Source organism: Micromonospora sp. NPDC049175 (genome assembly GCF_043197345.1).
Taxonomy (GTDB): domain Bacteria; phylum Actinomycetota; class Actinomycetes; order Mycobacteriales; family Micromonosporaceae; genus Micromonospora.
The window spans coordinates 640,474-662,616 of the sequence record NZ_JBICSY010000001.1 but is presented as its reverse complement, the minus strand read 5'-3'; the positions used below and the strand labels follow the sequence as shown (position 1 = coordinate 662,616).

The 22,143-nt window shown below is 71.7% G+C and carries 12 protein-coding genes; 5 read left to right on the top strand and 7 right to left on the bottom strand.

Going from position 1 to position 22,143, the window contains the following annotated elements; all coding sequences use genetic code 11:
- Positions 1-17: 17 nt before the first annotated feature.
- Both ACGFH8_RS02615 and ACGFH8_RS02610 read right to left on the bottom strand, forming a co-directional pair.
- Positions 18-659 carry an SRPBCC family protein gene (locus ACGFH8_RS02615; RefSeq protein WP_393362342.1) on the bottom strand — a complete coding sequence of 214 codons (642 nt, stop codon included), beginning with the start codon at positions 657-659 and terminating at the stop codon, positions 18-20.
- Positions 656-1,141 carry an SRPBCC family protein gene (locus tag ACGFH8_RS02610; protein WP_393362339.1) on the bottom strand — a complete coding sequence of 162 codons (486 nt, stop codon included), beginning with the start codon at positions 1,139-1,141 and terminating at the stop codon, positions 656-658. Before ACGFH8_RS02610 ends, ACGFH8_RS02615 begins: the two co-directional genes overlap by 4 nt.
- A gap of 831 nt (positions 1,142-1,972) precedes the next feature.
- On the opposite strand from ACGFH8_RS02610, the gene ACGFH8_RS02605 reads away from it, so the two are divergent.
- On the top strand, positions 1,973-2,716 hold the full coding sequence (locus ACGFH8_RS02605) for a DUF6082 family protein (protein WP_393362336.1): 744 nt from the start codon (positions 1,973-1,975) through the stop codon (positions 2,714-2,716).
- 179 nt (positions 2,717-2,895) lie between these two features.
- On the opposite strand, the gene ACGFH8_RS02600 is transcribed toward ACGFH8_RS02605, so the two are convergent.
- Positions 2,896-3,096, bottom strand: a complete 201-nt coding sequence (locus tag ACGFH8_RS02600) for a DUF397 domain-containing protein (RefSeq protein WP_393362333.1) — start codon at positions 3,094-3,096, stop codon at positions 2,896-2,898.
- 344 nt (positions 3,097-3,440) lie between these two features.
- On the opposite strand from ACGFH8_RS02600, the gene ACGFH8_RS02595 reads away from it, so the two are divergent.
- The 4 genes from ACGFH8_RS02595 to ACGFH8_RS02580 all read left to right on the top strand — a co-directional run bounded on the left by ACGFH8_RS02595 (position 3,441) and on the right by ACGFH8_RS02580 (position 9,243).
- Entirely contained in the window at positions 3,441-3,773 is a 333-nt protein-coding gene (locus tag ACGFH8_RS02595; protein ID WP_393362331.1) for a hypothetical protein, read from the top strand.
- Positions 3,774-4,106: 333 nt separating this feature from the next.
- The gene (locus ACGFH8_RS02590) at positions 4,107-4,277 is read left to right on the top strand and encodes a hypothetical protein (RefSeq protein ID WP_393362328.1); all 171 of its coding nucleotides are present in this window, start codon (positions 4,107-4,109) and stop codon (positions 4,275-4,277) included.
- 99 nt (positions 4,278-4,376) lie between these two features.
- Positions 4,377-7,259 carry a hypothetical protein gene (locus ACGFH8_RS02585; protein WP_393362325.1) on the top strand — a complete coding sequence of 961 codons (2,883 nt, stop codon included), beginning with the start codon at positions 4,377-4,379 and terminating at the stop codon, positions 7,257-7,259.
- A 4-nt stretch (positions 7,260-7,263) separates the two neighbouring features.
- Positions 7,264-9,243: a pre-toxin TG domain-containing protein gene (locus tag ACGFH8_RS02580; RefSeq protein ID WP_393362323.1), complete on the top strand. Its 1,980-nt coding sequence runs from the start codon at positions 7,264-7,266 to the stop codon at positions 9,241-9,243.
- Positions 9,244-9,395: 152 nt separating this feature from the next.
- On the opposite strand, the gene ACGFH8_RS02575 is transcribed toward ACGFH8_RS02580, so the two are convergent.
- The 4 genes from ACGFH8_RS02575 to ACGFH8_RS02560 are packed head-to-tail and all read right to left on the bottom strand — an operon-like array spanning position 9,396 to position 22,124.
- Positions 9,396-11,075, bottom strand: coding sequence for a hypothetical protein (locus ACGFH8_RS02575; protein ID WP_393362320.1), 1,680 nt, complete (start codon positions 11,073-11,075; stop codon positions 9,396-9,398).
- Entirely contained in the window at positions 11,075-16,411 is a 5,337-nt protein-coding gene (locus ACGFH8_RS02570; RefSeq protein ID WP_393362317.1) for a hypothetical protein, read from the bottom strand. Before ACGFH8_RS02570 ends, ACGFH8_RS02575 begins: the two co-directional genes overlap by 1 nt.
- Positions 16,408-18,936, bottom strand: coding sequence for a hypothetical protein (locus tag ACGFH8_RS02565; RefSeq protein WP_393362314.1), 2,529 nt, complete (start codon positions 18,934-18,936; stop codon positions 16,408-16,410). Before ACGFH8_RS02565 ends, ACGFH8_RS02570 begins: the two co-directional genes overlap by 4 nt.
- Positions 18,933-22,124: a DUF6603 domain-containing protein gene (locus ACGFH8_RS02560; RefSeq protein ID WP_393362311.1), complete on the bottom strand. Its 3,192-nt coding sequence runs from the start codon at positions 22,122-22,124 to the stop codon at positions 18,933-18,935. Before ACGFH8_RS02560 ends, ACGFH8_RS02565 begins: the two co-directional genes overlap by 4 nt.
- Positions 22,125-22,143: the final 19 nt, after the last annotated feature.

Sequence of the window (22,143 nt, the reverse complement as noted above, 5' to 3'; positions counted from 1 at the left end):
CCGACGGGGCCCCTGGGTCACGTCAGCGCCAGGGCCCGATCACACTCCCGTTCGGCACGCGTCTTCAGCTCCGTCAGCCACGTCTCCAGGCCCCCTCCGAGAGCCTCGGTGGAGAAGGCGACGTCCTGCTCCACCTGGTCACCGCGCCACGTCTCCTCGGTACGCACGAGAACCCGGCCGCCGATCTCGGTGAACGTCCACACGTGCACCCCCTCGTCGATGCGCAGCCCCGCACCGATCGCCGGGCCGTCCCACCGAAGGCACCTCTGGTGCTGAAGCTGCCGGACGGTGGACGTGACGACGAGGGTCGTGGCGGGATTCAGCGCGGTCTCGAGGACCGGTGTCGTCCACCGGAACGACGAACCGGGACGCAGTGGGCCACGATCGAGCCGCTTGCTGGACAAAACGGGCTTCTGCCACGACGGCCAGCGTTCCACGTCCGTCTGCAACCTCCAGACGGTCCGTAGCGGAGCGTCGATCGTCGTCTCCGTCCGATAGCGAATCTTCGCCGCGGTGTCGACAGTCCTTCCCGCACATCGCACCGTCGCGCGGTCGGCGCCGACATCGCGCCTGGCCTCGGCCCGAGCCGGCGCACCTGCGGTGCCCACGAGGCCGGCCACGACCACTGCCGCCGCGACGGCAAACACACGATTCTTCACGAGGCGGCCCCCGCCTCGGCGGTGCCCTTGAGTCGTTCCAGCCACCTGGCGAGGGTCGTGTCGAGGCCCTCCTGGAAAGGCCCAGGGGCGGCATCGACAGGCGGGCCCGCGAAGGACTCCTCGGTCGACACCTCCACCCCGTCGCCGGCCGGAGTGAGCGCCCAGACGTGGACACCGAGGACCCCGTCCGGTCCGTCACCGTATCCCCGCCACACGAGGCGTTCCCGCGGCCGTACCTGAACGATCGTCGACTCGATCTCCATGCCCGCGGCCGACCAGCGGAACACGGAGCCCGGGGCGAGCGGACCGGGTGTTTCCACGCGTGCGTACGGGATCTCTGGCAGCCAGGTTGTCCATGCGTCGATGTCGGTGAGGATCCGCCACACGTCTTCCGCCGACGCGGTCACCGTGACGCTGTGGCGGCTGACCACCGGGGCCGACACGTCAATGCCGGCCTCATCGGTGTCCGTAATGTTCTCCATCGTGAAGCCTCTCTGCGGTCACTGACCATCGGATCGCCGGGCAGGAGAGCGAGCCGCTAGATCCACACCCGGCAGATGCGATCGTGCCAAGACGGCAACCGCTACACATCGGCAAGAACTACCTAGTTCGCGGTACGTGGGCCGGCCCCGGCCTCTCGCGTACTCCGCCGTCACGACGCCGTTCCGTCGACCTCGTCAGGGGGACGGCAGCACGGCCGCGCAGTGGACGTTTTGGCGCAGGCGGAGGCATATCTGTGATCAGGTGCCATGTGCAGCGCCTGACGACATCCGTCTCAGGACCAACGGCCGGCACGCCGACTGTCGACTCAGGCTTCCTGACCGCTCGACCTGATCGGGCAACCGCCGCGTGTGGCGACTTGCGCTGTGGTCGGCCCGCATGCCGCCCGCAACGTCAGCGTCACCTCGTCGGTTCTGGCTCGAACACCCAGCGCTGCCACCCTCTGAGCTGCAATAGGCGCAGGCGTAGAAGTATCACCACAACGGTTTTCATCCCGCAATGAGTTCTTCTCGGCAGCACGCACGACACGCAACAATGGGTACCGGGCCGAGGTTCTGTTGCCGTTGACAAAAGTACCATTATGTCCATAGGTGCCGACCCCTCAGAGCCTGCTCACCGCTATGGAGGCAAGACCGCGCGGCAGTCCTGGCGGTAGCCGTCGGCTACTCCATGCCTGACCGCAGGCTGAGGCACCTGGCAGTATCCGACTCTCCAGGCAGAACGACTGCGGCAATCTCTCGCATCGACGTACTTGCGCGGCCAGTCCATGCTGGCTAAGAGGGTAGCCGAGTGCGAAACTATCGGAGAGTGGTATGTCGAGCTTTCAGACCTGGCCATCATGGTGCCGGAAGGCGTTCATCTCACTGGCGGCGATAGCTTCGATGGGCCTAATTGCACTTTCTCCCGTGGCGATGGCCTGGATGGCGGACCTCTCGGTCCAGTGGAGTGACCTCTCGAATATCGGTCAGGCATACGGGGGCACGTCGGCTGTGCTTTCCGGCCTTGCCCTCGTTGGCGTCTCAATATCCTTGCTAATCCAAAACAATCTAAATAGAATCAGTCAAGTTCACCTGATTCGACAAAGGCAGTTTGACATCGTGAAGTTGGCACTCGAGAATCCTCAGTTCCTCTACGTTGATGGATCGGCCGCGACTGGCGATCCCGATGCAGTGTTGAAGGTCTATGCGAATCTGTTTGTCGGCCACTGGGCGATGGTGTGGGATCTCGGCGAGATGAACGAGAATACCCTGCATACTGTGGCGAGGCGCCTTTTCGAGTCAGGGATAGCTCGCGAATGGTGGAAGATTAACGGGGGTTCATACCTTAGCTCGCGACGACGGAAACGGTTCTATGCAATCCTCTCCGAGGAGTGCCACAATGCTGACCGGGGTGCTGCGGAAGCCCCTGCGGGGCGCGGCGTTGCGGTTGCCGTTCCAAGTCCAGAACGACAATTATCGCGTAGCTCGCGCCATCTGCTTACTGTTGGTGTAGCGGCAGGGATGGCAATTGGAATTCTACTACAGCCAGCAGGGAGGCGGTTTTTCGGCAGGCCCTGACGCCTGGGAGTGCCGGTGAGTCCACCAGTTTTGGTAGGAAACCGGGTTCGTCCGCCACTTCGAAGATCCCTGCGCTCCCGCCGATTGGCGGAGAGTGCGTCGTTGCTAACTGATGGTCAGTCGAACTGATGAGGAAGCCACCTGCGGCCGGGCTGCCCGGAGTGTGCGTGTCTGCGGTTTCATAAACCGCTGCGGACGTTAGAAACAAATACCCTCCAGGATGAATGGTGGAAAGTGAGAATCGGACCCCCGGGGTCTTTTGAATCCCTGACCAGGTGGTGATCTCGGCTTCTGGTCACCTCAACACACTCTTGGGTCAACGTGCTGCGACTGCTCTTAATCCAATTCGGTGATCGATCATCGCTATATTCGGGCTTCAATGGAAGATCTCCTTGTTACGGTTGCGCCGAATCGACACTTTTTAGGTAGTGTAGAGCGTAAAGGTATCTGGACTGCGGCGGGCTTGTCGCACAGAGTGTGCGACAAGCCCGTATGGCTTCGTGGGAGTCAGAATGCCGGCGCGGCCAGCGGTAGATCATGTGGTCGTGCAGGTATTCGACCACAAGTGCGAACCAAGGTGATGGTGGATTCTGTCAGAGGGTATGCGATCGCCTATCACCTTATGAAACTTGAATACGTTCCGAATTAGTACGACAGCCTGGGATCGTTAGGTAGATTTCAGCTGATCCCGGCCGCGGGCATCCGTGCGATAGCGTGTGGCCCCATGGGATCCGTGGACCTGGTCTTGGCCATCGTGGCCGCCGCGGCCAACCTGGCCGTCGCCGCCGTGCTGCTCGCCAGGAGCCGTGGCGGCACGGAGGTGCCCCGGATCTTCGGCCGCCCGCAGCCCGTCCCACGCCTGCGGGCCGCGATGCACGCCTTCCTGGGGCTGGGGATGGGCCTCGGCTGGCTCGTCAAGGACATCTTCCCGCCCCACTCCACGGGCGACACGGTGCTGTTCACCGTGATAAGGATCCTGCTGGTGGCTGGCCTCGCCGCCGCCCTGCTGGTCGCCTTCCGGCACGTGCGACCCATCCGTGACAAGGCCGCCCGCTAGCGTGGTGGCCGCTATGGGTTCGTTATGAAGCCAGGCTGGGTTGGGCTGTTCGGCGCGTCTGCGGGCACGGGAACGGCCGCCACGTGATCATCGTCGGTTTGTGGAGACAACTGAAAATCTTGTGGTGGCCGCTGGGCGCAGCGTAGACGCCGAAGGGTGGCTGGCCGAGTTCGACACCGGGTTCGCGGCGATCGCTGGACGGTTCGGCCGGGTGAAGCCGCGTCGGCAGGCGCGGGCGCTCTTGCTCGGCTTATAGTCCGATGTGGACACACGGTCGTGTTGGCAGGTGGCGGAGATGCCGGTGACGGCTCGCCGCATGCCATGCAGCGGCTGTTGGGTGAGAGGGTCTGGGACGCCGGCGCGGTTCGCGATGGTGTGCGCGGCTATGCGGTGGACGCGCTCGGCGAAACGGGCGGGGTGCTGATCCTGGACGACACGAGTGATCTGAAGAAGGGCTGCCTCACCACACCTGCGTCCGCGAGCTGTTCGCCGAGTGGTTGGTAGACGGCTCACGCAGTGGTGACCTCGCCCCGTTGTCGGCTCGGCGAGGCCGCTATCCGACAGACACTGTGCGCACGCGTCGCGAGGTCCTACAACGGACCTATGCCAGACAGTCAGACCGTCGATGCCTTCAAGTTCGTCGCCGTACGTCCGCCGCAACTGGTCGGGCAACGTGAGGCGGCCCTCGGCTTGATCACCGACCAGCGCAGAGCCCTCGGCGGCGGATCGCTCGCCGGCCACGATGATGACGAGTCCACGCGGCACCAGGACGCGCGGCTGGCCGCGCTGGCCGAAGCGGCCCGCGCGCTGGCCGACCGCTTCGGCGCGCAGCCCGGCGGCGACCCGCTGGGCGACGCGGACGCGGAGCTGCGTGACGTGCTCGCCTTGGCCGACCGCGATGCCGCTGAGCTGGCCGGGACGGCTTGGGACGCGCTGTACCGGGCGTATCGTCAGGGCCCGGCGGCCGGACCCGACCTGGAGACGCCGACGGCGGCGCTGCGGGCACTGCACTTCGCCGCACTGTGGCGCGCCGACGCGGCAACCACCGCCGCCGACGCGGTGACCGCGCTGGGCGCCACTCCGGTTGTGCCCGCGGAGCTCGCGGTCGTCGAGGCGCCCGAGGCCACACGCTGGCGCGGCTCCGCCTCGGTGGCAGGGCACGCCGAGGTGTCCGACGAGCCGGTCCGCGCGCTTCTGCGGGAGGTCGCGGCGACCCGCACACTGCTGGACGCCGTACGGGCGAACGCCGCGCCAATCCGCGAGCGGGTGCTGTCGGAGGAGCCGACCCAGCACGGCGACGTGTTCCGCAACCGGATCACGCTGGGACGCGTGGCGAGCATGGCGCGGATATTCGAGGGCGACCTGTCCGAGGAAGCGCGGAGCGTCTCGGCCCGTCTACGGATCGGGGAGGCCACCGCGGTGCCGACGGCGACCGCGACCGCTCAAACGCACCTGAGCACGCTGCTGCGGAGGGTGGACGCTCTGCGTGACGACCCGGCGCTGCGGCGCGAGTTCCGAGCGCTGTCGGGCACGCTCGATCTGCACGACGTGGGCACCATCGCGCCGGGCCTGGACCTCCTCGGGATCTTCGATGCCGACCCCGACCCGGGCACCAGCCCCGACGTGGATGTCAGCGGCCGGATCCGGCCACTGGGCGTCGGCGACCTGAAGGTGGTCAAGCAGACCCTGCTCGGGTACGCCCCGGGAGAAGTGGCACACATAGAGAACGTGCTCAAGGGCGAGCACCGCGAGCGGGTGCACCGCATGCTCGACCGGGTCGAGTCCACGTACTTCGAGTCGTCGGAGGAGGTGAACGAGACCGAGCGTGACCAGCAGTCCACCGACCGGTTCGAGCTGAAGAAGGAGGCGGACCAGACCGTCAAGGAGGACATGAGCGTGCAGGCCGGAGTGACGGTGACCGCCGCCTTCGGGCCGGTCGTCACCACCGCGCACGGCGACTTCGCCTACGCGACATCCAAGCAGGAGTCGACCAGAAGCAGCTCGAACTTCGCCCGCGATGTGGTCGACCGCTCCGTCACGAAGATTCAGAAGAAGGTGAAGACCGAGCGCACCACCAAGACCTTCCACGAGGTCGAGGAGACCAATACCCACGGCGTCGACAACGCCCAGGGCACCGCGCACATCACCGGCGTCTACCGCTGGGTGGACAAGCGCTACCGGGCGCAGGTCTACAACTACGGCCGGCGGCTGATGCTGGAGTTCATCGTGCCGCAGCCGGCGGCCTATTGGCTCGCCTCGCAGCTGCGGCCGAAGACCGTGGTGGGCGCTGAGCCGCCGATACCGCTCGTCAACGCCAAGAACCAGCCGCTGACCGCCGCCGACCTCAACGAGTCGAACTACCAGATGTTCGCCAGCCGCTACAACGCCCAGGGAATCACCACACCGCCGCTGGAATGGACGTACGCGGCGACGTCGTTCGAGCAGAGTGGCGTCGACAACGGCAAGACCGTATCGAAGATGCTCAAGGACCTGGTCGTGCCGGACGGTTACACCATGATCTACTACATCGCCAACGTGTCGCTGATCTACGTGGTCGGCGGGCCACGGTTCTCGATCCAAATCGGTGATGACGCCGCCGAACTCGTCGTCAGCACCGCGGTCAAGGAGGGCGGAGTGCACACCCTGGGATGGGCGCAGTCCGCGGAGACCTTCGACAACCCGACAGGGCCCATGGCGGTCAGCTGCATCGGGTACGACATCAACGCGTACTCGGTCAACGTTGGCATCAACTGCTACCGGAACGCCGCGCACCTGCAGGACTGGCAGAACAAGACCTTCGAGAAGATCAGCACGGCCTACCTGGCCATGAAGACGGCGTACGACCAGAAGGTGGCACAGGCCGGCGCGCAGGAGGGGGCCGTGGTGATCCAGGGCCGCAACCCGGCCACCAATCGGGAGATCGAGCGCACCGAGCTGAAGAAGCTGTGTGTCACCATGATGACCGGCAGCCACCTCAGCGGCTACAACGCGATGACGGACCCGGCGGACGCCCCGGCGAAGCTGCCCGAGGTCGACGTGTACGAGGCGTTGGCAGAGGGCCCGATCATCCAGTTCTTCGAACAGGCCTTCGACTGGCCGCAGATGACCTACCTGTTCTATCCGTACTTCTGGGGCCGCAAGACCAAGTGGACCGAGGCCAGCAACCGCTCCGACATCGACCCGTTGTTCGCCCAGTTCAAGCAGGCAGGCGCGGCCAGGGTGGTGGTCCCGGTGTCGCCCGCATACAACCTGGCGGTCGCGTACTTCCTGGCTCGCAGCAGCCCTCGGCTGGCCGACCGGGTCTGGCTCGGCGGCGAGCCGCCAACCATCGACGACCCGCTGTACAAGTCGGTCGCCGACGAGGTGCGGGCGCAGACCGACGACCTGGCCGGCGCGTTGCCCGAGGGCAGCCCGTGGGAGTTCACCGTGCCGACCACACTTGTGTGGTTGCAGGAAGGCCCCGAACTCCCCGTCTACCCAACCTGACTCGATGGCCATCGACCTGGGCCCCTACCGGCGAATGCTGACCTCGGCTCGTGTCGAGTTCGAGGCCCGCATGACCGGCGGCAGGGCGAGCGCCTTCGAGCTGGCCGTGCTGCGCGGCGGGGTCGCCATCATGGCCGAGGATCTCGCTCGGCGGCCTGACTCCCTTGCCGCATACGAGCATCGCAAGGAGGGCGGTCTCTCCGGCCCAGAGCTGTGGAAGGTCAACGCACGGCGGCAGGCGGCAGTCCCGCTGCGCCGCCGTGAGCTGACCCCGGAGGCCTTCACCGCCAAGAACAACGAATACCTAGCGCTGATGCGGATGCTGCGCGAATGCGCCACCATGCCGACGCACCTGGTCGTCGATCGCCCCCGCAAGCGCGTACTGCTGGTACAGGAACACGACCGGGCGTCGGCGGTGCCAGGATCTCCGGTGCCTCCCGAGCCTTCTGTTCCTGACGCCCTCGACGCCATTGCGGCGACCCTGGCCGCGTGGGTGATGGCGCACCAGGGCGACGACGACTTTCTCACCCTGCCCGCGGCCGAGGGTATGAGCCGGATGCTGGCACAGCGCCAGGACCTGCTGGTCACGCTGCGGATAGCCCAGCGGCAGCCCACCGACACCAATCCCTTCCCGCTGCCCCTCGAACACCGTCCGGCGGTGCTGGAGGTCGTCGAGTTCGGCATCGCCCTCATCCCGGTCGTCGGCACCGCGGTTGCGATCTTCGAGGCGACCTTCGGGTACGACATCTTCGGCTACGAGCTGACCGAGGTCGACAGGTGCATCATCGCCGGGGGAGTGCTGCTGCCGTTCGCCTCCCGGTTCGTCAGGGGCGGTCGGGCGCTCTACACCGCGGCGCGGATGGAGCGGCTGTACGGGCGCGACGCCAGACGGTGGAGCCTCGCCCTGGCTGCGGGTGAGAAGGTCAGCGAGGACGTCACTGGGCGCCTCGCCATCTCCGAGGCCCGGACCCTGATCGTGGCGGGAAAGAAGGTCGATTCGGCGCTGGCGGCGAGGGCCGTCAGCGCGCTGGAGAGGATGGGCGTCAAGCGGGGCAGCCCGCGGGGGATGTCCATCGCCACGTACGTCGCCGACTCGCTGAAGAAGCTCGTCAGCGGCACGGCGGTGCTCAGCGAGCTGGACCATCTGGCGCTGATGCGGGTCGTTGAGAAGGGCCCGAACATCAATCTGATGAAGGGGCAGCTGCTGGAGGAGTTCCTGGAGGCGCGGATCGCGGCGTGGCTGCGTGATCCCGCCGGGCTGCGTGCCCTGGGCATCCACATCCCCGCGCCCCAGACGCTGGAGTTCATCCCGGGCCACATGATCCGCGACGCGTCGGGACGCCAGCTCACCGACGGCATCCTGGCCCACCGGCAGAACGGTGAGCTGATCATCGTCGCCATCTTCGAGGCCAAGGCAGGCCGGCACGCCGCCCGGGAGTTGAAGATCGCCTCCGGCGGCATCAGTTCCCTGTCCCAGGCTGAGCGCGCCGAACTGCGCGCGTACGCCCGTGACGTGCTGCGCGCCCGCAACAACCGGGCCCGGCTGCGCGGCGAAAAGTTCCCCACCAGGGCCGACGAGGTCGACGCGGCCCTGGACGGGATCGAGCGTGAGGTCGTGCTGAGCGAGGAGGGTGGGCAGGTCCGCCGCGACATCGAACGGCTGGCGGTCAATGAGGACGGTACCGCGGCGGTGATTCAGGTCGGTGAGGAGTTCCTGCCGGTGCGGGTCTCCCCGAAGGACACAAAGGTCTTCGGCTTACTTCCCAGGGATGTGCCGGTGGGGAACATGCAGGAGCAGCTCACGGGACTGGGCTACAACTTCGAGGTGCTCGGAATGAATGTGACGCAGAAGGAGCTGGTCGACCTGTCCAACAGCCTACGCATCCACGTGCCGCCGGAGCATCTGCTGGGCCCGGCTCCCCTGCTCCCCGGCGGCGTGCCCGGCCAGGCCGTCCCGGTGCCCGCCACCGGCCGGCCGAAGTAGCAGCCCCGCGCATGTCCGGTGCGGTGCGGCTCGCCGCGACACGTCACCGAGCGCGTCGGGGTAGGCGTAGGTGTCCCGGCCGACGCCGAGCCACTCTTCAATGGAGAAGACGTCGGGGTAGCGCCCCCAGTAACAGCCGCCGGGCCTCGTACTCAGGCGGGCGGGTCGGCGGTGTCGAAGCGCAGGCCGCTGGAGCCCTCCCCGCGCCCGACGCTCTTGCGCCTGCCGAGCCAGAGCAGCGTGGTTCCGTCGATCCAGCGTGCGAGCTGGTAGGCGCGGGTCGCCCGCGCGCCTTCGCGGGGGACCTCCTCCTCGCGGAGCCTGAGGGTCGGGTCCTTGACCATCGGGGCCAGCAGCCGGCCCCGCGGGCGCAGTGGCGCGGCGGGCTGCTGGCGCGGGATGGCGCCGAGCCGGAAGCTCATCGACGGGTCGGTGGGCAGAAGGCGTTGCGGCAGGAGCGGGAACCAGTGTGCCGGCGGGTCGGTGCGTAGGCGGTAGGGCAGCGTGCCGGCGGTCGCCGGTGGTGGGTCGACGGGGGCCGCCTCGTAGGCCGCCTGCGCACGATCTGCCGGGCGGCCGTCCTCGCCCTCGGTAATCCGTTCGATCGCCCAGGCGAGGTTTGCCGCCTCGTCGCGCAGCAGCAGGACATCTTCCAGATCGCGGCCCTGAACGCTCGCGGCGAGCGTGGGCGCGAGCAGCAGGGCGGTGTCCGGCGGCCCGTCCGCGCGTGACAGGCCGAACATGCCCCAGTCGCCGCCGGGGGCGGTCGGCCCGACCGTGGTGGTGCGACCGAACGTGTCGCGCACGTCGAGCCGCGTGATCCGCACGACGCTGCCGATCGCGGCCTCGAGCGGGACGAGCAGCCAGTCGGCGCCGTAGATGAGTCCGAAGCCGGCCAGCAGGAGGCGTCCCAGGTCTTCGGGGTGCGCGTCGACCGCCCCGAAGTTGACGCGCCCGTCCTCGAACTCCCACAGCCGCGGAGCCGGCATGCCGGGGTAGGTGACGGCGGCCGGGACGACGGTCACCGGGCCGAGCGTGCCGCGCCCCACCGGCGGGACGGCCGGCGTACCGGTGGCGTCGAACGCGTGCCAGTCCAGCCGCCCGTCGGAGTACTCGGCGGCCTCGAGCATGATGCCGTCCGGGGACGCCGTGCCGAACGCGTACTCCAGGCGGTCGGGCATCCAGGCGGCGGGCGCACCGGAGCCGGTGAACACGAGCGCGTCCATCCACGTCACCCAGGCCTGCGCCGCCGCGGTCACGGCGGCGGCGTCGGCCGCGGGGATCGCCGGGGCGGCGGGCAGCGTCGGCGGCGTCGCCCGCAGCGATGTCTTGAGGTCGCGGTACAGCTTCTCGCCGTCGATGGCGCGGCCCGCCACCATGGTCAGGAAACGCCGGCTGGGCGAGTCGCCGGGGTCGGGTGTCGTCGCGATCGGATAGGCGGTGCGGTAGCCGCTCACGTACGTGCCGAGGCTGCGCGCGCCGAGCAGTCGCTCGAATTGTTGTCCCGCGCGGACGCGCATGCGCGCCGTCGGTGCGGCGTGGATGTCGTCGGCCTCCACGAGCGCCTCCAACGGCATCGCGGTGGCCGAGTAGTTGCCGATGCGTGGGGTCGGCGTGAGCCGGCCGGGCCGCAGCTTGCTCAGCGGCGCGACCGACGCCGTGACCTGCGCGAGGATCGCGCTGCCGGCGTCGCTCGCGGCGAACTCGCCGAACTGCCACTGGCGTCCGAGCAGCCAGAGCGGGTCGTGGACGCGCGCCTCCAGGCCCGGCGCGAGCTCCGGGTCGCGGGCGGCGGGCTCCAGTCGGGCCCAGCGTGTCGGCTCGACGGTCATCAGGCACCCCCTTGTGCGACGGCCGTGGCGGCCACGTGCCCGAGGTCGGTGGTCACCGTGTCCGACGCGGGCGCGGAGGCCAGGTAGATCGCCGGCAGGTACTGCCCGAGCGGCAGCGGGGGCGGGCCGGGAGGCGGAGCCCCGGTGGGACCGGCGGCCAGCGCCTCGCCGTCGACCAGCCGCAGCCGGGCCAGCTCGAGTGTCTCCAGCACCGTCGCCTCGAGCGCGGACAGACTCCAGACGTGCGCCTCGGTCGGCGGGACGGCCAGCAGGATCGCCTGCGGCGCGCGAGCGTCGGGCTGGTCGACGTGGAAGCTGAGGCCGGTCACCTGCGTACGGTCGGGGACGACCTCGGTCCACTCGTCGACGACCAGCCCGGTGACGGACGCACCGGCGGCCGGCGGTGCGGCGGCGGACTGCACGACGAGTGACAGCCGGCCCGACCCGATCGGCTGCTGGCTCGTCGCCGGCAGGCCGACCCAGCGGTCGCCGGCCCGCCGCGGCAGTTGGGCGACCCGCAGGCGCATCGGCTGGCCGCCGGCGGTGGCCTCGCCGTACATCAGCGCGGTTTCCAGCCGGGAGGCGCCCTCGCGTACGTGCGCGGCACGCTGCAGCCAGGTGACCGCCGCCAGCGGGTCGCCGCCCTGCAGCGGCGTGCTGTCGGCCAGCGAGCCCACGAACTCGGCCGCGGCGCTGGCGGTGACGCGCGGCAGCAGCCGGAAGTCGTCACCCAGCACGGCGGCGACCCGCGCGGCGTCGGTGCTCGCCGCCGCGACGCTCGCGGCACGGCGGTCGAGCTCGGCGAGGGCGGCGCCGGCCGCCTCCGGAGGCGTGCTGACGCCCAGCTTCGCGGCGCGGGCGAGGGCGGCTCGCAGCGCGTCCGGGGGGCCGCCGGCGAGCGCCGCGGAGAGCTTGGTACGCGTGTCCGCGAGCGCGCCGGTGGCGATGGCGGCCCGCGCGGCCAGGTCGGCCAGGTCGATCCCGGGGTCGGTCGTGGGTCCGGGCAGCGCGAGATCGCGCGCGTCCAGCGGCCGCGCACCCTCGATCAGCTCGCGGGTGGCCCGCGCGAGCTCGAGGAACTCGGCGAGCGAAAGCTGGGCCGGCGTCCACGTCGGGTCGCGGTCCGGCACCAGCGGGCCGCCGAGGCGGGCGCTCAGCGCCTGCTCGATCTCCGTCTGCCCGGTGGGCCCACCGGCTGGGGTCAGGGCAAGGGCGTCGAGCGCCGAGAGCTTCAGCACGCTCAGGTCGGTGGTGGACACTGTCGTCCCGGAGCGCACCCGAATGCGTACGCGGCTCGCCGGGCCGAGCAGGCTGCCCGCCCAGGCTTCGAGGGCCGGCTCGACCTTCGCGCGTACCTGGGTGGCATCCGTGGGCCAGCCGCTGCCCGCCGTCGCGTCGGCGAGCGCGAGCAGGCGATGCGTGACGGCGGTGCCGCTGCGCGGCGTGCGTACGACCTCCACGTCGGGCGCGGTGGTGTCTCCCCGCGAGAGTGCGTCGACGGTGGCGCCGGCGCGTTGGGCGTTGCCCTGCACCGCGTGGTGGACGCTCTCGGCCGTGAGCAGGTCGGCGAGCGCGTCGACGGTGTCGTCGAGCGCGCTCAGCTCCGCCTCGACCGCCTGACCCTCCGGCGTGGTCCGCCCGGGCAGGCCGGCGCTGCCGAACGGGATCGTGGTGTCGTTCCACACGTTCGCGGCGACCCCCGCGCGCCAGCGCCGGCGCAGGCCGAGCCCGTCGGCGACGTTGTTCGCCAGCAGCGCCTCCGACACGGGCGGCTCATGTGCGCGCAGGTCGTCCACGTGCGCCTGGGCGGCCGTCACGGCGGCGTTGGCGGCGTCCACCGCGTCCTGCTGGTCGCCGACCTGCTGCTCCAGCGCGGCGACCAGCGCGGCGGAGGCCTGCTGCTGCGCGTGCAGCTGCGCCAGGGTCGTCGTGGCGGTGCCGACCGCGGCGTTCGCCGCGGCGACCTGGGGTTGCACCGCACTGATTGTCGCCTCGGTCGCGGTCACGTCGTCGCGCCAGACCAGGATCGAGGGAAAACCACCGGGCCGGTGCTCCTGCAGCCACTCGAGGTGATTCTGCGCCGATTCCAGCTGCCCGCCGAGCGACGCCGCGCTGGTCTGCGCCGCGGTGAGCGCCGTCTGCGCGGACGCGACCCGCCCCTGGAGTCCGAGGTCGGCCGCCTTTGCCTGTTGGTCCTGTGCCTGCAGCCGGCCGAACACCTGGGCCGCCTCGGTCTGCCGGTCCTGCGCCGCGCTCAGGTCGTGCTCGGCCGCCGTCAGCGCGTCGAGGGGAGCGAGCCCCCGCAGCGCCGCGACGTAGCGGTCCAGCACGAGCTCGGGGTGGTTGTCGTGCAGACCGCGCTCCAGGCGGTAGCCGAGGACTGCGCCGAGCGGCTGGCCGGCGCGCACGCCGTCGAGCACCGAGAGCGCGACGCGCACGCGGCGTGACGAGAGGTCGATGGCCAGCGGCGCTCCGGCGTCGGAGAGGTGGGCGAGGTGCCCGGATCGCAACACGGCCGCGGTGGCCGCCTGGCCGAGTGAGGGCGCGTGGATGTAGCCCTTGCTCGCCGTCGGGGCGCTCGCCGGGCGGAGGTTCTCCACCACCCCGTACCCGCCGAGGCGTACGCCCGCCTTGCGCGTTCGCAGCGTCGCCAGCCGGCGCGAGGCCTGCGCGGTGACCCAGGCGTCGAGCCGGTGCGACGCGAGGTCCAGCACGCCGGCGGTCATCCGCGCGAGCGCCGCGCTCGGGACGGACAGCAGCTGGCGCAGCGCCCCGTGCACCTCCATCAGCTCGGTGAGCTGGGCGGCGGCGGGCGAGCCGGCGGCGCTGTTGACGGCCCGCAGCGCGTCGATGTGCTGGGCGAGGGTCTGGCCGGCCGCCGTGACGCCGTCCAGCGGCGCGGCGAGGCGCGTCCATGGCGACGGCGGCACCCCGGCGGCCAGGCCCGGCTCGTCGCCCTCTCCCGGCTGTGCGAGCCCTCGGGCGCGGACGATGCGCAGCGCGGCCGTCGCGTACGCACGCAGCAGCGCGTGGCGCAGTAGAGCGAACAACAGCGTGTTCGCGCCGGCCGGCGGGGGACCGGATCGCACGGTGTCGAGTCCGCTCAGGACGAGCCAGCGAATGTAGTTCTGGGCGGCGGGGACCGCCGCGGTCTCCGACGGCGCATCGGCGACCAGCGGGCCGGTGAGCGCGGCGAACTGCCTCTCGAACACGGCCACGGCGAGTGCCGGGTCGAGCGTCAGGCCGAGTGCCCGGATCGGCGCAAGGGCCTGGGCGACGCGCAGGACCGTGCCGAAGTCGGGGGACGGGCGGGTGACGACGCGAGCGGCATAGTGGACCGACACCGGGCTCATGGCCACGCTGCCGGCCAGCACCCCGCCGAGGTCCACGCCGGGCCGGACGGACGGCACCCGGTCCAGCGCGGCACGCCAGGCGGGGGCGAGGCCGGAGAGCAGCGGCACCATCAGCGCGTCGAGGTCGGGCGGGTCGAGCAGCCGCCAGTGTGCGAGCGAGGTCGCGGCCAGCACGCCGTACGGCTGGCGGCCGACCCGCACGACGGGCAACGCGCCGCCGGCCGCCACGGTGGTCAGGAAGTGCCCGCGGGCCAGGGCGACGGCGTCGTCGGAGATCGGACCGAGCAGGTGCTCGAGCACGTAACCCCACGTCGCCGGCCAGAGCGCCACGCGCATCAGGCGCTCCAGCCCGACGGCGCCGCCACCGGCGCCGTCGACGTGGCCGAGCGGGTCGGTGGAGATCCCGAGCGCGCGGGTCAGCACCGCGCCGTCGGAGTTCGGTGTGGTGAGCGCGGTGCCACGTTCGTTGCGTAGGCTCACGGCCGGGTCGTCGCCGGCGGGCGTCCACCCCGATCGCACGCTCTCGGTGTTGTTGGTCGGCGCGCCCGGCGGGATGAGCGAAAGTCCGTCGGTGTAGTGATGGGCGTCGAGCAGCGCGGACAGCCGCCGCGCGCCCTCGGCGCCGTCGGCGGTGACGCGGACGCCGAGCACCAGGAGCCGGTCGAGGCCGGTGGAGGCCGCGCCGAGCGGAATGCGCAGCGCCATGCCCCGCTCGATCGCACGATCGAAGTCCACGAGCCACTGCGCGGCCGGCCCAAGCGGGGCCGCCGGGTCGCCCGCTGCGGCGTCGTGGGGGTCCGGACCGAGGGCCAGGGTGTCCGCGATCGGACGCCCGATCGCCGCGATCTGGCGGGCGCCGCCGCGGTAGCCAAGCGCGACCCACCGGTCAGGCAACACGTTCGTCCGGGCCGCGCGTGTCCACGCCTCGGCGCGCTGGGGTGGCACCGGCGCCGCCGCGGCCTGGGCGATCCAGGCCGCCCGCGGCGACCCGAAGCGGGCCACCACCGCGCGCCAGGCCTCGAGGGTCGCGGGAGCCGTCACGCCGCTCGCCGTCTCCCGTTCGAGGTACGCCCTGCCCCACGCGAGCTCCTCGGCGGTCAGCTCCGGTTCGTGGGTGTCGACGTGCAGTGTGTCGGGATAGACGCGCACCAGCAGGTCGGTGCCGTCGAAGCGGGTCTCCAGCCGTACCGGCAGCAACGCCAGCGGTACGTCGGCGGCGAGCAGCGCGACCAGGTCGTCGGGGCTGTCGCCGGCGACGAGTTCGCCGCGCAGGCGCTCGACGTCGGTCGGGGCCGCGCCGGCGATGGCGGTGAGCGCGGCGCCGATCAGGGTGTCCCACTGCTGCCAGGCGGCGCTCACCTTCGTACGCTGCGTGGCGATGGCGGTGGTCAGCGTGCCGGGCAGCGCCTCGACCCCCGCCTGGCGCGCCTGCGCGGCCGCGAGCTGCTGCTGAGCCGCGGCGAGCTGCTGCTGGGCTCCGGCGACCTCCGCCTGTGCCGCCTGAAGCTCGGCGGCCGCGGCGGCGATCGGCGCGTCGAACGCCGCCGCCGCGGCGTTCGCTGTCGCGGCCTGGTGGCGCGCGGCGAGCGCGGCCTGCTGTGCGTTGAAGGCGGCCCGTTGCGCGGCGGCGATCTGGGACGCCGACTCGTGCTCTCGCTGTACCTCCGCCAGCCACTCGAGGGCGCTGTCCCACCGGCTCTGCGCGCTCTGGGCGGCGCTGTCGGCGGCGGCCGCCGCGGCCCGGACGGGCGCGGCCTGCGCGTTGATCGAGTCCCGCGACTGCGTCGCCGCCGCCACCCGCGCCTGGGCCTCGCCGACCGCGTTCTGCAGCGCGGCGACGCGGCCGGGCAGCTGCGCGAGGTCGTCGCGCAGCCGCGCGCGATCGGCCTTGGCGGCGACGAGTTGGTTGGCCAGCGTGAGAGCGTCGGCCTCGGCCGCGCGGCCCGTGGCGCGCGCCGCGGCGATTGCCGCCAGGTCGGTCATGTGGTCCTCCGGGCAATCAGACGCGAGGCGTGCATGGCGATCCGGAACGGCTGCTGGAGGGTCACGAACGCCGTGTTGGCCGCGTTCTTGCCCCACTGGGCCTGCAGCCCGGTGGACGCCGACAGCAGCGGCTTGCTCACGTCGGCGTGCCCGGATGCGGTGACGGGCACGTGCGTCCAGGCCAGCGCGTCCGGGGTGCCCGGGACGCCGGGGCCGGCGACCTCGTCGAAGCCGAACCGCGGCTCGCCGGGGTACTGCTCGAAGACGAAGTACCAGCCCGGCGCGGCCAGGGCCGCCTCCTCGCTCAGCCCGAAACCCACAAGCACGATGTCCGGCGGCAGCGCGGCGCGGAACATGGGCTGCAGCCGCGTCGTCGCGTCCAGCGCGCCCGCCCCGGTCGCCTGCGCGGCGTAGATCGTGGTGGTCGGGTAGCGGCGGAGCAACTCGCCGCGCACGAGCAGGACGAGCTGATCGCTGCCGCCCCGCACGTGCCGGCCGAGCGGCGTACCGGCCCACTGGGCGATCGGCGGGATGTCGGCGAGCGCCTCGGCGTCGCCGGGCTGGCCGCTGACGTCCCAGAACTGGCGGAACGCCGTGCCGGTGAGCACACCGGGGAACTCCCGCCACAGCAGCTCCCGGCTGAACTCGTGGTTCAGCCCGGCCAGGTACGCCTCGATGACCTTCGGCGTCGTCTCCAGCAGCGCCACACCGTCGGCCTCGACGTCCTCGACGCCGGGGAGGAACAACCACGGCGCCACCCGCTGGAGGCCGTCGAACATCGGCTCGGGGAAGCGAGGCGCGATGGCCGCCGGGGCCAGCGGGTCGGGCCGGGTCCAGGTGCCCGCGGGGGCGGCCACGCGGGCCATCGTCCGCGCCAGCACAGTCTTCTCGGGCGCGAGGCGATCGAGGAGTTGGGCGCGCAGCACGTCCGCGGAGATCGCCGGGCGGGTGTCCACGGTGGCCGACACGGCGACGGCAGCTTGCAGGGCGACGGGGGACACGATCACCATGCCGGTCGGCGGCGCCGGCGGCGGCCGCTTCGCGACCTGGTCGACGGCGGCGAGCATGTCCACCGGGCCGGTCTGCGCGGCCCGGCGCGCGAGCGCCCCCTCCGGGCTGGTGAGACGGCGCATGGCGCCCGACGCGGCGGCCGCCGGAATGCGGCTGGCCTGCAACGCATCGGCCACGGTTCCGCCGGCGAGAGCGATGCGGGTGTGCGCCGCCCGGGTCATGGTCACGAGCTGCGGCGGGGACAGCGGCGTCAGGTGCCGGTCCATGACCACGCCGCCGAGCTCGCGGGCCAACTGCGAGCCGCGCAGGACGGCATTGGCCTCGGCGGCGGCACCGGCCTGTTCCCAGGCGCGGGCCATCAGGCGTTCCTGGCGGTCCCGGACGACCCGGGTGCCGGCGGCCGCGGCGACCCGCAGGCGCGGGTCGAGGTTGAGCTCGCGCAGCCAGGCCGGCTCCGCGCCGGCCGGCGGGAGCCCGCCAACCCCGGCCTGCACCTGGCCGTACGCCGGTGGCGCCAACGTGTCCGGCGCCGTCGTTCCGAGAAGGCGTTCGAGCGCCGACTGGAACGGCATCCGGGCGGTGTCCGGCCACACCGGGGGGTCGTCCGGGCCGGGCGCGCGCAGCGCGCTCTGGACGCCGATCACCCCTGCGGCGGGCAGGCCGCTGCCGGCGGCGCCCAGGTCGAGGTTCGGCGGCCGTGACGTGGTGGCATCCAGCGGTGCCGGGTGCAGCCTGCGAACCAGCGTCTCGAAGCTGCCCTCGCGCCCCGTCTCGAACTCCCAGGAGTCGTAGACCGGCAGCCGCAGCGGGCCGGTCGGTGTCGCGCCCCAGGCCGGGTCCAGTTTCGCGTCTTCCGGCACACGCATGCCGAGGCCGGCCTGGACGCCGACGGCGAACGCGGGCACCAGGCAGGCCAGGTAGGCGGTGCCGGCCTCGAGCTTGCGGGCGCAGACAAGCCGGGAGCCGGCCCGGCCCGGGTCGGTGGCGAGGGCGTCGGCGGGCCGGACGCCGGGGGCGAGCCCGGTGATCTGCGCGTGCGCCCACGCCCAGGACTGCGCGAGATCCGGCAGCTCGGCGGCCGGGTTGTCGAGTTCCAGTACCGGCAGCGGGTTGCCGGGCCGCAGGCGGGCCGCGGCGCCGCGGCGGACCGTCACCAGCACCAGCCACGGACGCAGCCTCGTCCTGGCCGCCCCGGCCGCAGCGGGAGTGAACAGCCAGGGGAGGTCGGCGCGCGCGAACTGGACCTGTGGCAGGTAGCCGGGTTCGAAGCGGGTGGTGCCCGGTGCCGGGTCGCGGCGGACGATTTGCGCGGCGGTCAGGCCGGTCACGTCGCCCGGCCCGTAGAGGCGCACGGACACCGGCACGTCGCCGGCGGGGTCCAGGTGCAGCGACACGGGCAGGGTCACGCGCGCGGGCAGCGTGGCCGCCGGCTCGTCCGCGGCGGCGATCGAGCGGCCGACGCCGCCCTGGACCCAGGGCAGGAAGGTGTACGCGGCGGGCACGGGAGAGGTCATGCGGCATCTCGCAGGGCGAAGGCGGCGGCGGGGGCACTCGTCGGCGCGGTGAGGGTGGCGAAGACATCGGGTGGGAGCGGGAGCCGCTGGTGGCCGGGCGGCGTGATGTTCTCGGCGGTGACGAGGGCCTGTTCGTAGACGACGCCGACGGTGACGGGAGCGCCCGTGGTGTAGCCGTCGGCGCCGAGCGCGGCGCCGGAGGTCATCGCTTCGAAGGACGGCGCGGAGAGCTTCACGTCGTCGCTCATCGTCGTGAACTGCGCGGGCGCGAAGCGGTCCGGGAGCGGGGTGAGCGTGGTGCGGACGCCGCCGACGGTGGCCTGGGTGATGCGGAAGCGTCGAGCGCCGCTGGGGACTCCGGCGCCGAAGCGGTCCAGGGTGCGTTCCAGCGGAGCGACGCGTTGGCGAACCTGCAGCGTCGCCAGCGGGTGCGCGAGGATCGCCGGGCCGGGCTCCAGCCGGCGCAGCGTGACCACATCGGCGCTGGCGGGCAGCTGTGCGTTCCAGGAGCGCGGATCGGCGAGCGCCGCCAGCAGGAGCGGGCCGACGTCGACCGGGTTCGGCAGCGCGGCGGGTGCGGCGTCACCGACCGTGAGGTCGAACCCGAACGAGACGTCGAAGAACAGGATCGAGAACGAGGCGCGACCGTGCGCGTGCCACGGCCTCGGGCCGGTGAGGGTGAGCGCGAGATTGATCGAGAACAGGGTGTGGCTGCCGGCCTTGACCGCCAGCTTCGCCGCGATGTCGACGTGGAACGCCAGCGGCGAGAGGGTGACCAGCGCATCGAAGGCCAGGAAGCCGCCGATGCTGAAGCTGCCGGCGCGGGCGCCGACGTCCACGCGCGCGCCGAACTGCACCGTGTTGGAGGTCAGCGCGAGGTATGCCTCCAGCCGCAGTTTCGGGTTGTCCCCGCTCGCCAGCGCGACCGCGACGCGGTCCAGCGCCGGGAACCCCGGCGGCGCGGCGAAGCGCGGATGGAACCCGCCGACCGCCAGCAGGAAGGTGGGATTCGGGCCCCAGCTCATGCGCAGCGCGAGATCGCCGGTGAGCGCGAACTGGGCGATGCGGGAGTCGATGAGCGTCGCGTCGACGGCGGCGCTCTGCTGGTCGAAGTCGATCACGCCCAGCACGTCGACCTGGAGGCGCACCACCGGGTCGCTCTCCTCGGGCAGCAGCGCCCGTACCCGTCCCAGCGCGACCAGCCGTACCGGTGACGGCAGCTCCAGCACCAGCGCGAGATCGATGGTGATCAGCACCGGTGAACCCCACACGATCCGCGCGGTCGGCGCGAACACGTGCCGGCCCGCCGCCGGCGGGAACAGGCCGGCCAGACTCGCCATCAGGCGGGCCGGGTCGGCCTTCGGATCCGGCGGAGAGAGCACCGCGCCCAGAGCGCCCGCCTTGAGGCCGGCACGCAGGGCCTCGACGGCGACGGTGCGATGGATGCCGAGCAGGCCGCCGACGCCGACAAGCATGAACCCGAGCCCGAGCTGTACCGGCGGCAACTGCGCCGACACCAGCACCAGCAGCGAATAACCCGACGGGCCGGTCGTCAGCAGACCGACGGCGCGCACCGCGATCTGCTGGAACTGCAGCTGCATCTCGCCCGCGTACACCCCGCGGTCGGGGTCGAGGACGAGCGCCCCGCCGCCGGTCACCGGCCCGGCGTCCACGGTCAGCGCCAGCCCCGACGGTGGTGTGAAGCCGACGTGCAGGTCGGCGACCCCGAGGTTGCCACCCCTGGTGGGAAACGTCACGACCGCCGCCATGCCGACGCGATCCACCAGGGCCTGGACGGGACCGATGGACAGCCCCACGCTTGCCGACACCTCGGCCCGTAGTCCCGGGCCGCCGGCCTGCAGACCCAGATGGATCGCGGGCACCGTGAGCCCGTCGAGGGAGACGCCGACCGGCAGCGTCGCGTCGAGACCCGCGGTCCCGTGGAAGGTGAAGCCGCGCTCGCTGGACCAGCTGATGCCGAAGTCGAAGGCGCAGCGCAGCTCCCGCGGGAGGACCTGGGTGACGAATCCGTCGCCGCCCTTCGACGACAGCACCAGCCCGCCGCCGGTGACCTGGAGATCAAATGTCACCCCGGCCGAGCCGTCGGCGGCGAACGACCCACCGATCGACGCCTCGATGGTCGACGCCTCGAGACGGCTGGCACCCCCGATTCCCAGCAGGACGAATGGCTTCCCGGCGTCGGCGGCCGCGCCATGGATCTTCAGTGCGACGCCACCGGGTGCGGGCGGGACGGCGCCGGCCAGCTGCAGCCGCGCGGGCGGCAACAACATCAGGGCAAGACCTTCCCGGTACGCGCCCTGAAGGGCGAGTTCCACGCGCCAGCCGGGGGACGGCGCGGAGAGTGGAATCGTCGCCGAGTCCGTGGCGCTCGCCGTCAGCGTCGCCGCGAGCCCGGGCGGGTGTCGGTCGGTGCTGATGCCGACGGTGAGGCCGGACAGGTCGAGCCCGAGTGCCGGTTGGCCGGTTTCAGCGTCGAGCAGGTCGCCCGCCGCGATGTCGATCGCGTGCAGGAGTTGGCCCAGGCGCCAGAGGAACAGGTCCCACTGGACCGACTCGGTCCCCCATCCATAGCCGCCTCGCAGGACCGCCTGCAGATCGGTGACGAGCGGAGCGAGACGGTCGACATGAGTGCGCCGCCGCATGACAAGCGCCGCCGTCGCACCGGTGCCGACCTCGACCACCGTCCGGTCGACGACGGTGAGGAGCTCCAGCACCGCCAGCAGCGTCGGATGACTGCGTTCGAGTTCGCCGACCAGAGCGAACTCGAACAGGCGCGGGACGAGTTCGGTGGCCAGGCTCGCCGCCGACGCCGCGAACGGGGTGGATGTGGCGGCTCGTGTGAGGTCGGCCGCGACGGAGTCCAGCGCCCCGGTCGCCGCCGTCACGGCGGCGAGAACGTCGCCGCCCGCCCGCAGCGTCAGCTCGGCGTCGCCCGCGGCGAGGCCGTCGTAGAGCGCGTCGAGCGCGGGCAGCAGCGCGTCGAGGACGTGCGACGCGTCGGTGAGCTTGCCCTGGAACACCGCATCGCCGGAAAGGTCCAGCGCGCCGTCGAGCCCGAGCTCCATGAGGAACTGGGGAAACCGTTTCGGCGTGAAGTTCTCGGGGAGGGCGGCAAGCGCCCGTCCCACTGTGTCGAGGAGTCGCTCGAAAGTCGATGCGTCATGCATCGCGCCCCTGTTCCCGCGC

Bases quoted from the DNA above. Each gene is read 5' to 3' on its own strand.
- ACGFH8_RS02575 (WP_393362320.1), bottom strand. From the start codon at position 11,075: ATGACCGTCGAGCCGACACGCTGGGCCCGACTGGAGCCCGCCGCCCGC.
- ACGFH8_RS02585 (WP_393362325.1), top strand. From the start codon at position 4,377: ATGCCAGACAGTCAGACCGTCGATGCCTTCAAGTTCGTCGCCGTACGT.
- ACGFH8_RS02565 (WP_393362314.1), bottom strand. From the start codon at position 18,936: ATGACCTCTCCCGTGCCCGCCGCGTACACCTTCCTGCCCTGGGTCCAG.
- ACGFH8_RS02605 (WP_393362336.1), top strand. From the start codon at position 1,973: ATGTCGAGCTTTCAGACCTGGCCATCATGGTGCCGGAAGGCGTTCATC.
- ACGFH8_RS02560 (WP_393362311.1), bottom strand. From the start codon at position 22,124: ATGCATGACGCATCGACTTTCGAGCGACTCCTCGACACAGTGGGACGG.
- ACGFH8_RS02610 (WP_393362339.1), bottom strand. From the start codon at position 1,141: ATGGAGAACATTACGGACACCGATGAGGCCGGCATTGACGTGTCGGCC.
- ACGFH8_RS02595 (WP_393362331.1), top strand. From the start codon at position 3,441: ATGGGATCCGTGGACCTGGTCTTGGCCATCGTGGCCGCCGCGGCCAAC.
- ACGFH8_RS02570 (WP_393362317.1), bottom strand. From the start codon at position 16,411: ATGACCGACCTGGCGGCAATCGCCGCGGCGCGCGCCACGGGCCGCGCG.
- ACGFH8_RS02580 (WP_393362323.1), top strand. From the start codon at position 7,264: ATGGCCATCGACCTGGGCCCCTACCGGCGAATGCTGACCTCGGCTCGT.